General features: G+C 29.2%; 12 protein-coding genes and 1 tRNA gene. 9 read left to right on the top strand and 4 right to left on the bottom strand.

Annotation, left to right across the window (positions count from 1 at the left end; all coding sequences use genetic code 11):
* Positions 1–143: 143 nt before the first annotated feature.
* From Q0L44_RS10115 to Q0L44_RS10100, 4 genes are all read left to right on the top strand, one after another.
* Positions 144–1,430: a citrate synthase gene (locus Q0L44_RS10115; RefSeq protein ID WP_296638073.1), complete on the top strand. Its 1,287-nt coding sequence runs from the start codon at positions 144–146 to the stop codon at positions 1,428–1,430.
* Positions 1,431–1,498: 68 nt separating this feature from the next.
* Positions 1,499–2,413 carry an arginine deiminase-related protein gene (locus Q0L44_RS10110; protein WP_296638072.1) on the top strand — a complete coding sequence of 305 codons (915 nt, stop codon included), beginning with the start codon at positions 1,499–1,501 and terminating at the stop codon, positions 2,411–2,413.
* 47 nt (positions 2,414–2,460) lie between these two features.
* Positions 2,461–3,393, top strand: a complete 933-nt coding sequence (ctlX, locus tag Q0L44_RS10105; protein WP_296638071.1) for a citrulline utilization hydrolase CtlX — start codon at positions 2,461–2,463, stop codon at positions 3,391–3,393.
* Between the two features lie 7 nt (positions 3,394–3,400).
* Positions 3,401–4,075: a PrsW family glutamic-type intramembrane protease gene (locus Q0L44_RS10100; protein WP_296638069.1), complete on the top strand. Its 675-nt coding sequence runs from the start codon at positions 3,401–3,403 to the stop codon at positions 4,073–4,075.
* On the opposite strand, the gene Q0L44_RS10095 is transcribed toward Q0L44_RS10100, so the two are convergent.
* Both Q0L44_RS10095 and pafA read right to left on the bottom strand, forming a co-directional pair.
* A complete protein-coding gene (locus tag Q0L44_RS10095; RefSeq protein WP_296638068.1) occupies positions 4,065–5,198 on the bottom strand; it encodes a T9SS type A sorting domain-containing protein in 1,134 nt (377 codons plus the stop codon). The two genes, Q0L44_RS10100 and Q0L44_RS10095, sit on opposite strands and share 11 nt — an antisense overlap.
* Entirely contained in the window at positions 5,199–6,839 is a 1,641-nt protein-coding gene (pafA, locus tag Q0L44_RS10090; RefSeq protein ID WP_296638066.1) for an alkaline phosphatase PafA, read from the bottom strand.
* Positions 6,840–6,941: 102 nt separating this feature from the next.
* Here pafA and Q0L44_RS10085 point away from each other — a divergent pair, with 102 nt between their 5' ends.
* The 5 genes from Q0L44_RS10085 to Q0L44_RS10065 all read left to right on the top strand — a co-directional run bounded on the left by Q0L44_RS10085 (position 6,942) and on the right by Q0L44_RS10065 (position 10,733).
* Positions 6,942–7,682 (top strand): ABC transporter permease, encoded by a 741-nt coding sequence (locus Q0L44_RS10085; RefSeq protein ID WP_296638065.1) that lies wholly within the window; start codon positions 6,942–6,944, stop codon positions 7,680–7,682.
* On the top strand, positions 7,683–8,453 hold the full coding sequence (locus Q0L44_RS10080; RefSeq protein WP_296638064.1) for an ATP-binding cassette domain-containing protein: 771 nt from the start codon (positions 7,683–7,685) through the stop codon (positions 8,451–8,453).
* Between the two features lie 59 nt (positions 8,454–8,512).
* Positions 8,513–8,585, top strand: a tRNA-Lys gene (locus Q0L44_RS10075).
* Positions 8,586–8,701: 116 nt separating this feature from the next.
* A complete protein-coding gene (locus Q0L44_RS10070; RefSeq protein WP_296638063.1) occupies positions 8,702–9,199 on the top strand; it encodes a CIA30 family protein in 498 nt (165 codons plus the stop codon).
* Positions 9,200–9,254: 55 nt separating this feature from the next.
* Complete coding sequence (locus tag Q0L44_RS10065; protein ID WP_296638061.1) at positions 9,255–10,733, top strand: DUF389 domain-containing protein; 1,479 nt, start codon at positions 9,255–9,257, stop codon at positions 10,731–10,733.
* 5 nt (positions 10,734–10,738) lie between these two features.
* On the opposite strand, the gene Q0L44_RS10060 is transcribed toward Q0L44_RS10065, so the two are convergent.
* Positions 10,739–11,335: a SprT-like domain-containing protein gene (locus Q0L44_RS10060; RefSeq protein ID WP_296638060.1), complete on the bottom strand. Its 597-nt coding sequence runs from the start codon at positions 11,333–11,335 to the stop codon at positions 10,739–10,741.
* Between the two features lie 4 nt (positions 11,336–11,339).
* A complete protein-coding gene (locus Q0L44_RS10055) occupies positions 11,340–12,020 on the bottom strand; it encodes an SDR family oxidoreductase (protein ID WP_296638058.1) in 681 nt (226 codons plus the stop codon).

The raw sequence follows: 12,020 nt of genomic DNA, 5'->3' as shown, positions 1-12,020 counted from the left end.
GTTACAAGGCTTTTTTATTAAGATATTGTTAAATAAACTAACCTTATTATTTAATTTAAAAAAATCTATAACTCTATACTTTTAAAAAATTTTTTTTTATGGTATCTTCGTCGAAATAAAAATTTAATAAAATTATTACCTAAATGCTAGATAAAGCGAATTTAAAAATTGGAGAAAATTCTTATGAATTTCCACTAATAAAAGGAACAGAAGACGAAGTTGCTATTGATATAAAATCTTTAAGAGGAGCAACAAATGGAGTTATTACAATTGATCCTGGTTTTAAGAATACAGGCTCTTGTGAAAGTGCTATTACTTTTTTAGATGGAGAAAAAGGTATTTTAAGATATAGAGGATATCCAATAGAACAATTGGCTGAAAAAGCAGTCTTTCTTGAAGTAGCTTACGCATTAATTTTTGGGAACTTACCGACGTCTGAACAACTAGATAAATTTCATACGGATATTAAATCTAAATCAGTTGTAGATGATGATGTAAAAAAGATTTTAGATGCCTTTCCGAAGACAGCCCACCCTATGGGGATCTTGTCTTCTTTAACAAGTGCATTAACAGCATTTAATCCTTCTTCAGTGAATGTAGATTCAGAAGAGGATATGTACAGAGCTATTGTTAAAATTTTAGGTAAATTTCCTGTTTTAGTTGCTTGGACAATGCGTAAAAAACAAGGATTGCCTTTAAACTATGGTTCTAAATCTTTAGGATATGTAGAGAATATTATGAAAATGATGTTTGAGCAACCAAATGAAGATTATGAAATTAATACAATAGTAAAAGATGCCTTAGATAAATTATTAATCTTACATGCTGATCATGAGCAAAACTGTTCTACATCTACAGTAAGAATTGTAGGTTCATCTCATGCTGGATTATTTGCATCTTTATCTGCTGGTATTTCTGCACTTTGGGGCCCATTACATGGAGGTGCTAATCAAGCTGTACTAGAAATGTTAGAGGCTATTAAAGAAGATGGTGGAGATACTAAAAAATACATGGCTAAAGCTAAAGATAAAAATGATTCATTTAGATTAATGGGTTTTGGTCATAGGGTTTATAAAAATTTTGATCCTAGAGCAAAAATCATAAAGAAAGCAGCTGATGAAGTATTAAATAGTTTAGGTGTTGATGATCCAATTTTAGAAATAGCTAAAGGATTAGAGAAAGAAGCATTAAAAGATCCTTACTTCGTAGATCGTAAACTATATCCTAATGTAGATTTCTATTCAGGTATAATTTACAGAGCTATGGGTATTCCTGTAGAAATGTTTACAGTAATGTTTGCTTTAGGGCGTTTACCTGGTTGGATTGCACAATGGAAAGAAATGAGATTGAATAAAGAACCAATAGGTAGACCACGTCAAATTTATACAGGTCAAACAGAAAGGTCTTTTACATCTATTGAAAACAGATAATAAAATATTATTTTTACTATAAAATTGAAAGCTTCATAATTTATGAAGCTTTTTTTATAACTAATAAAATGCTAGAATTAAATATTACTAACGAAACTTCTAAATTAAAAGCTGTTATTTTAGGTATCGCAAAGAACAATGGACCCATTCCTAAACCAGAAGAATGTTATGACCCTAAAAGTCTAGAACATGTCTTAGCAGGAACATATCCTAAAGAACAAGATATGGTTCAAGAAATGGAGGAAGTAGCTACAATATTAAAGAAATATAATGTAGATATTTATAGACCTAATGTGATAGAAAATTATAACCAAATATTTTCTAGAGATATCGCTTTTGTAATTGATAATAAATTGGTTAGAGCGAATATATTACCTGATAGAGAAAAAGAATATTTCGCTATTCAACATGTTTTGGATTTAATTAATCCAAAAGATATAATTCAACTTCCAGAAGAATGTCATGTAGAAGGAGGGGATGTAATGCCTTGGAATAACTATATATTCATAGGAACGTATTCAGGAGTAGATTATCCAGAATTTATTACTGCAAGAACAAATGTTAATGCTATGAATGCAATACAAAAATTATTTCCAAATAAAATTGTAAAATCATTTGAGTTAAGAAAATCTAATACTAATGCAAAAGAAAATGCACTGCATTTAGATTGTTGTTTTCAGCCAATAGGAAAAAATAAAGCAATTTTACATAAGAATGGATTTTTAAAAGAAGAAGACTATCAATGGATAAAAAACTTTTTTGGTGAGGATAACATTTTCGAAATTACTAAAGAGGAAATGTATCAAATGAATAGTAATATTTTTTCAATATCAGAAGATATTGTTATTTCTGAAAAACACTTTTTTCGTTTAAATTCCTGGTTAAGAAATAACGGATTTACTGTAGAAGAAGTACAATACTCAGAAATTGCTAAGCAAGAGGGGCTATTACGCTGTTCTACAATGCCATTAATAAGAGTTTAATTTTATTCAATAATCAAGAAGTATTTTTAGTGATTAATTAGAAGGATATGCAACAAACTACGAACACAATACTCATGATTCGTCCTGTAAGCTTCAGAATGAATGAACAAACCGCAGTAAACAATTACTATCAAGAGGATCTAGAAATAAAGAGTTTAGAGATTAATAAAAAAGCCCAGCTTGAGTTTGATAATTATGTAACAAAACTTAAAAGTGAAGGAATTCAAGTAATTACAATAGATGATAATTTAGAAAGCGATACACCTGATTCAATTTTTCCTAATAATTGGATATCATTTCATGAAAATGGTAGTGTAGCCATATATCCTATGTTTGCAGAAAATAGAAGATTAGAGAGAAGAGAAGATGTTTTAGATACACTAGAAGAAAATGGATTTCTTATAGAGAATGTTTTAGACTATACTTCTGCAGAAGAGCAAGATGTATTTTTAGAGGGAACAGGAAGTATGATTTTAGATAGAGAAAATCGTAAAGCTTATTGTGCGCTATCTCCAAGAGCAGATGAAGATTTGTTTATAGAGTTTTGTGAAGATTTTGAATATACACCAGTAATTTTTACAGCAAATCAGACCGTAAATGGTACTAGAGAAGCTATTTATCATACAAATATTATGATGTGTGTTGCAGAGACTTTTACTGTAATTTGTTTGTCTTCTATAGATAATAAAAAAGAACGCAAACAAGTTTTAAAATCCTTAAAAGAAGATAAAAAAGAAGTTATTGATATTTCTGAAGATCAAGTAACTAATTTTGCAGGAAATATGTTGCAAGTTCAAGGAAGTGATAATGAACGTATTTTAATTATGAGTCAAGCTGCTTATGATTCTTTAACAAAAGATCAAGTTTATAGAATAGAGAAACACTGTAAAATAGTTTCTAGTTCGTTATCAACTATAGAAACCTGTGGTGGTGGAAGTGCAAGATGTATGATGGCTGAAGTATTTTTACCAAAACAATAAATAAAAGATGTCTTTATTGCTAATTGCTCTAGCTCCTATCATAGTTATTTTAATTTACATTTATGTAAAAGATAAATACGAAAAAAAACCAATTGGGTTATTGGTTAAAATTTTTTTCTTAGGTGCTGTTGTTAGTATAATAATAACCTTACTTCTTGGTTTTATAGCCAATATTATTTTTCCTCTTACAGATCAAAAAAGTATTTTACAACAATTTGTTAAAGCCTTTTTTGTAGTTGCTTTGGTAGAAGAGTTCTCTAAATATATTATTGTAAAATATTATGCACAAAAGAAAACTGATTTTAATGAACCATTTGATGGTATTGTATATGCAGTGGTTGTTTCTATGGGGTTTGCAGCTTTAGAAAATGTGTTATATATATCCCAATTTGGAGTAACAACTGGTTTAACTAGAGCATTTTCAGCAGTTCCTGCACATGCTACTTTCGGAATTTTAATGGGCTATTTTATGGGTAAAGCTAAGTTTTCTGATTGTAGGGTAAAATACAATTTAATTGGTTTGGTAGTCGCTACATTATTCCATGGAGCTTATGACTTTTTTCTATTCATCAACTTTATTCCTGGTATAGCAATTGGTGCTTTTGTTTCTTTAATAATAGGCATTGTATTATCTCAAAAGGCAATAAAAAAACATCAACAAATTTCCCACTTTAAAGCTTAATTAACCTCTTAACTATTGTTGATGAATCTTTAAAACAAACTCTCAATAAATATATTCCTTTAGGAAAGTGACTTATATTTATTTGAGAATTAACATTCGTTTTTTGAATAACCTTTTTCCCTAAGGCATTATAAATTGATAGATTATTTATACCTTCTGAGTTAGTAATATTAATAACCCCAGAAGTTGGATTTGGAGAAATTTCTAGATCTTTCAACTTATGCTCATCTGTGTTTAAGGTTTTTAATCTATCATCTTTAAATTCATAAAGTTTTTGAAGTAGATTAATTCCATTTCTAGTTACTTTTTCTCTAGAGATATAGAATTTACCATTATCAAATGAGGTTATTGCTTCAACTTGACTAAATTGTTCTAATTCGTTTGAGTTAAGTGAAGTTTTATTGAAACCAGCATTAAAAATATTATCTGCAAAAATAGTACTTCTTTCAATGTAAATTATAAAAGGAACTGCTGTAGAATTATACCCACAAAGTAAATAAGCTCTGCTATTTACTGTAGCTCCTGTAATTAATCCTTCTACATTTGCAGTACTGATTTTTTCTGCAGTATAATCGCCAATTGTTTTGGGTATTTTGTATAAATTAGTTCTAAAATCCACCCAATTTTTAGTAAATATAAAAAGTGAATTGTTTATGACCACAAAACCTTCAGCATCAAAATTATGTTGATTGGTTCTAATTGAAAAATCAGTTTGATTTTCATAACTAAAAGTAATAAAATCCGCAGTTACAGAATCACTGTTTAAGTAATCTGCTTTTGCAATTCTGATTATTTTTAAGTCGGTTCTGTTACCATTGTTATTCCCAAAATCGCCAATATAAATATAGTTTTCATCTTCTGTAATATCTTCCCAATCTATATTTGTTGCGTTAGAGATATTTATAGTTCTAAGTAAATTTCCGGTTAAACTGTCTAATTCATAAAGTTTGGCAGCATCTCCACTATCATTATGAGTGACTATTTTACCATTCAAAAACAATAAACCAGAAGATTCTGATACTTCAGAAGGTAATTCAAATTTAGTTTTAAAATCGGTAATTTGAGCCTGTATTTTATTTAAAAGGCAAAATAGAATAAATAAAAAAAATACTTTTTTATTCATTTATTTTGGTTTTAGTGCTTTTTCAATAATTTTTCCTGTTGCTGAATTTGGTGCTTCAATACCTAGTAGGTTTGCTATTGTAGGAGCAATATCTACAATTTCATATCGCTTTTTTGACATTCCATTTTCAATTCCTTTTCCATAAAAGATAATAGGTATATGGGTGTCATAAGAATAACCAGAGCCATGAGATGTACCTGTTTTACCTCTAGTTAATGTTGCAGGATATGGCACTAATAAAACGTCTCCAGATAGTTTTTGATTGTATCCATTTTGAAGGGAATTCATCATTCCTTCAGAAAAATGATTAGTTTGTAATGTTTTTGCGGTAACTGCCTTATAAATCCCTTCAAGACTTTCTAGCTCATTGACAATTCGCTTTGCTATCTCATTTTTTGTGAATCCTAATGTTTCAATTTTTTCTTTATTTAGAAATATTTGATAGTTAGAGATATTCTCTACAAGTTCTTTCGAATTAAAGTATTTTTGTGTGATCTTATTAATTGTATTATAAAATACTTTTGTATTAAAATAATGTGCAGGAATTTTAAGGGATTGTAAATAGGAAGGTACATGAACTGCAGCGTGATCTGCTGTTAAAAAAATAGTGTAATTATCCTTACCAATTTTATCGTCTAAAAAGTTTAGAAAATTGGAAAGATCTTTATCTAATTTTAAGTAAGTATCCTCTATCTCTACAGATGCTGGACCATATTGGTGTCCAATATAATCTGTAGAAGAAAAACTAATGGCTAAAAAATCTGTATGATTGGACATTCCTAAATTTTCACCGAGAATAGCGGCTTTTGCAAAATCTATTGTAAATGTATTTCCTTCAGGGATTCCTTTTAAGATGCTAAAATTTCCATTTCTTTCTCTAAGTTTAGGAATATTATGAGGAAATGTAGGTGAAGTTTCTCCTTTAAACAGGCCTTCAAATTCATTATTATCAGATATACTTCTGCTATAAGTTTCTAAAGGAAACAATGTATTCCAAGGTTTAGATAAATAGCTGTCTGCTTTTCCAGAAGTGTTAAATTCTTCAACCCATTTAGGTAAATGATCCATATAGAAAGAACTCGTAATAAACTTACCTTCATTTCCACCCTCAAACCAATATGCACCATTTGCAGTATGTCCGGCAGGCAAAATAGCAGACCTATCTTTAATTGCAATTCCAATAGATTTTCCTTTAGAGATTTGATGAAGTTTTAGCTGATCTGCAAGCGTAGAAGTAAACATTCTTTTTGGTGATTTTTGTCCAGAATTCCCTCGATTTCCAACAGTTTCATATCTTCTGTCATCTACACAATATATAGTTTTTTTTAAAAATTTATCATACCAATTATTTGAGATAATTCCATGATTTGTTGGGGTTGTTCCTGTATAAATAGAAGCGTGTCCAACTGCTGTATATGTTGGTATTAAGTTATAATGAGCATTTTCTAAAGAAAATCCATCATTTAATAGTCTTTTAAAGCCACCTTCAGAAAAACGATCTGAAAATCGTGTTAAATAATCGTATCTCATTTGGTCTATAACTAATCCAATAACTAATTTTGGTTTTGTTTTTACAGTTTCATTTCCTGTAAAACTTAAACATAAAAAAGAGATCGTAATATATAAGAATAATTTTTTCATGATATTATCATTTTAGAATACAAAAATAATTTTTTTTATTTTGAATATGGGAATTTGATATTGTATTAATGTTATTTCTTAATTTAGCTTTAAATTTAAGCTATGAATTATATAGAGCATATTGGTAAATATTATATGATGCTTAAACAGGTTTTTAGAAGACCACAAAAAGCAAGAATATTTTATGATGCATTGCTAAGAGAAGTTGAAGAGTTAGGTCTAAAGTCAATTGGTATTATTTTATTTATTTCTTTTTTCATTGGAGGGGTTATTGCACTTCAAACAGCTTTAAACTTAGATAGTGCTTTTATACCTGAATCACTTATTGGGTTTGCTGCAAAACGTTCTATAATTTTAGAGTTTGCCCCTACTTTTTGTTCAATAATACTAGCAGGTAAAGTTGGTTCTTATATAACTTCAAGTATTGGAACAATGAGAGTAACTGAGCAAATAGATGCGCTTGAAGTAATGGGTATCAATTCGCTAAACCATTTAGTGTTACCAAAAGTAATAGCTACTCTATTTTTTTACCCTTTTCTTATAACTTTGGGTATGGTTTTAGGAATGTTTGGAGGCTGGTTAGCTGGCGTATTATCAGGTTTGTTTAGTGGTGTAAGTTATATTGAAGGTTTGCAAACTGATTTTAATCCTTTTTTAATTGCTTATGCACTAATTAAGACATTAGTTTTTGCTTTTTTAATTGCAACTGTACCCTCTTATCATGGTTATTATGTAAAAGGAGGATCTATTGCTGTTGGTAAAGCAAGTACTCAATCTGTAGTTTGGACAACAATATTAATTGTTATTACAAATTATTTGCTAACTCAAATGTTACTTACATAAATGATAGAGGTAAAAGATTTAAGAAAAGGATTTGGTAATGTAGAGGTTTTAAAAGGAATTTCTACCACTTTTCATCCTGGAAAAACAAATTTAATTATTGGGCAGAGTGGTGCTGGTAAAACAGTATTTTTAAAGTCTCTTATTGGTCTACATCATCCTGAATCTGGAAGTATAGCTTTTGATGGAAGGCTAAACACAAATTTTAGTATAGAAGAAAAAAGACAGTGGAGGCAAGAGATTGGTATGGTTTTTCAAGGAAGCGCATTGTTTGATTCTCAGACTGTTGAAGAGAATGTAATGTTTCCTTTAAAGATGTTTACCAATCAGACACAATCAGAAATGTTAGACCGTGTAAATTTTGTTTTAGATCGTGTAAATTTAAAACAATCCAATCATAGATTTCCTGCAGAGCTATCTGGAGGGATGCAAAAAAGAGTCGCAATTGCAAGAGCTATTGTTATGAAACCAAAATACTTGTTTTGTGACGAGCCAAATTCTGGTTTGGATCCACAAACCGCAATAGTAATTGATAATCTAATTCAAGAAATTACCGAAGAATATCAAATTACTACAGTTATAAACACACATGATATGAATTCTGTAATGGAAATTGGGGAAAAAATTATTTTTTTAAAAGACGGAATAAAAGAATGGGAAGGGAGTAGTGAGGAAATGTTTAAAACTGATAATGAAGCTGTTGTAAACTTTGTTTATTCCTCTAATCTATTTAAGAAAGTAAGGCAAGCTTATTTAAATGAAACAAATTTATAATATCATTTGTTTTTTATAAAATAACTTATATATTTGCACCCGCTTAAACGAAAAGAAATGACCTGGTAGCTCAGTTGGTAGAGCATCTCCCTTTTAAGGAGAGGGTCCTGGGTTCGAGCCCCAGCCCGGTCACAAAAACTCTGTATTTATTTACGGAGTTTTTTTAGTTTATATATCTTATTTTGCTAAAATTACATTATTTTTAGAATATGAAATCAATATCTATTTATATTTTAAATCTCATTTTCATGCTAAGTTCGTCTTTTGTTTTAGTAGATTTTTCTCATAATTCTAATTTAAAGTCATGGCAAATCGTTGATGACGTTGTTATGGGAGGAAAGTCTAATGGGAACTTTAAGATTAATAAAAACGGAAATGGTTTTTTTTATGGATCGATTTCCTTAAAAAATAATGGAGGATTTTCTTCTGTACGATATAATTTAGGAGAATTGGATATTACTCCATATACTAAAATAGTTATGCATGTTAAAGGAGATGGAAAAACATATCAGTTTAGAATAAAAGATGATAAAAGTAAGTATTACTCTTTTGTAAAGCAAATAAAAACAACTGGGGATTGGGAATTTATACAAATAGAATTAAAAGACTTATACCCAGTGTTTAGGGGTAATAGGGTAAATATTGAAAACTTTTCTTCAAATACATTAGCACAGATTTCTTTTTTATTTGGGAATAAAAAAGCAGAATCTTTTCAGCTGGAAATTGATAAAATTCATCTTGAATAACAGCATCTTGTTAAGATGCTTATTTGTATCTTAACAAAGTATTTATAATAAATTAATGGAAAAAGAAATTAAGAAAACCGTAGACGGATCTTTATCTAAAGAAGAGGTAATCACTAATACTGTTAAAGAAGACGCAAAAGGTTTACTTCACAGTATAAAACTATTTTTAATTGAACTTTTTGATTTTAGAGAAGACACAGATCATGAGGCAACATTAGAAGCTATAAAAGCAGATATTCCTTTTAAAGGAGCAACTGCTTGGATTTTAATTTTTGCAGTTTTTGTGGCGTCTATAGGCTTAAACGCTGACTCTACAGCAGTTGTTATTGGAGCCATGTTAATATCTCCTTTAATGGGTCCAATTTTAGGTATTGGAATGTCTTTTGCCCTGAATGATATAGAGACTTTCAAAAAATCTTTAATCAATCTAGGTATTATGATTGGTTTAAGTTTATTTGCTTCTTTTTTGTTTTTTTATTTTTTTCCGTTAAGTGAAGATAATTCTGAGTTATTGGGTAGAGTTAGTCCAGATATTAGAGATGTTTTAATTGCATTTTTTGGAGGACTAGCATTTATGGTTGCTAGGACCAAGAAAGGAACTATTGCTTCAGTGATTTTTGGAGTAGCTATAGCAACAGCTTTAATGCCTCCTTTATGTACTGCAGGTTATGGGTTGGCAAAAGGAAATTTCATTTATTTTTTAGGAGCACTGTATTTATTTACAATCAATACGATTTTTATTGCCTTAGCTACTTTTTTAGTAATGAAGTTGCTACGTTTTCCTATGCATAAGTACGCCAATGCTGCTAAGAGAAAAAGATATTCTACTATTGCTACGGTTGTTGGTATTGCAGTTATGATACCTGCTATATTTACCTTTATTAATGTTTTCAAGGAAAATAAAATAAATAATCAAATTGAGATTTTTATTAAAAATGAGGTAAAAAGTAATAACGCACTTACTTTAATTGATTTTGATATTTCTAAATTAGAAGATAAAAAAATAAAATTGAATTTTTTTAATGAGGTTTCTGATGCTACTTATAATGATTTGCAGAACGAATTAACAAACAATATTGCTTATAATAGTTTAAAAGAATTCAACCTTGAAATCAAAGGGAGTGATACAAAAAGTTTTGAATTAATAACTACAGCCTACAAAGAGAAAAAAGAAGAACTACAAGAAAGTAAAAATATAATTGCGGGCTTACAAAAACAAATTACAGAATTACAACAAACAATTTCTTCATTAAATGCTAGCATAGAGCAAAATGCATTAAGTAAAAATCAAAAGGCTATAGCATTTAGTAGAATTGTAAAAGATGCAAAAATTAGATATAACGAAATTGAGGCTATCGATTTTTCTAGAGTATTGTCGTCTAAAGATTTTATAAAAATAGATACAATACCTCTTGCTATTATAAAGTGGAATAAAACCATAAAAGATTCTACATTAATTAAAAAAGAGTTGGAACTAAGAGCGTGGTTACAGCAAGAAATGAAGTTAGATACCCTCTTTATAAAACGCAAGTAATAACTTTATTTAATAATTTCTACTTCAACGTTCTGATTAAAGAGATAAACTTTTTGGTTAGTAGTATTTAAGCACTCAAAACGAGTTCGTCTTTTATTGCCTCTATTATAAATATTATTTTTAAATAGAAAAGCTTGTCCAAAAGGTAAATCAAATACAAAATGTTTGCCTAAGCTAGGTTTAAATTCTCTTAAAGCTAAAGATAATTTTGCATCAGAATCTGTGCTTGCCTTTGGTTTTTTTAAATAGTTAGCTAAATGAGGTAGCATTTCATATTTAAAAATATCTGGTTTTAAAAACGGCAGCATTAAGTGCTGAAAAACTTTTTTCCATTCTTTTCCATGAGGTTGAACTCTACCAAATTTTTGGTGTGTGATGTGATGTGCAATCTCATGCACAAGCGTTAATAAAAACTGATATTGATTAAGATTGTTGTTAACTGTAATTTGAAAAGTTCCATCAGGCATTTTTCTAAAATCTCCATGTTTGGTTTCTCTCTGATTTACAATTTTTAAGCTAAAATTATTTTGTTCAATTAAATATTGAACCATCATAATAGCATTTTCTGGTATGTATTTAGATAAAATAGAATTCAAAGTCATTAATTTATGGAGTAGAACTAGATACTTCTAGAATCTTACCATTATAAAATTTATTACCTGTTAATGAAAAATTGTAAATATAATCTGCCATTTCATTTGCAGATAATGGTGCTTTATAATCAGGGAAAGCCTCTTCTAACATCTCTGTTTGCACAGCTCCAAGTGCTAAAACATTAAATGAAATTCCAGCTTCTTTATACTCCTCTGCTAATAACTCAGATAAGGTAATAACTGCACCTTTTGCAGAACTATAAGCAGCTAAGCCAGGAAATTTCATGCTACCTTGTATACCACCCATAGAACTTATAGTAACTACGTGGCTATTTTGTTTCAAAAATGGAACCATAGCTTTGGTTAATTCAGCTACCCCAAAAACATTAACTTTGTATACTTCTAGAAAATCATTAGTAGAAAGTTCTGTAAATGGTTTATTAATCAATTTACCTGCATTGTTAATTAAAATATCTACATTTTTCCAGTTCTCATTTACAAATGAAGTAACTTTTTGAATATTTGATTCAACTCCTAAATCAACAGAAAGAGTCGTAATGTTTTTATGATTTAAATCTTTTAAAGGTTTCTCATTTCTAGATAACGCAAGTACCTTACAATCATTATTGGCAAATTGTTGAGCCAGCTCAAAACCAATACCTCTACTTGTACCTGTTATTACAACATTCTTCAT

The sequence above is a fragment of the Polaribacter sp. genome (genome assembly GCF_024639685.1).
Taxonomy (GTDB): domain Bacteria; phylum Bacteroidota; class Bacteroidia; order Flavobacteriales; family Flavobacteriaceae; genus Polaribacter.
Note: the sequence above shows the minus strand (reverse complement) of the source record. Positions and strands in the feature narration are given on the sequence as shown.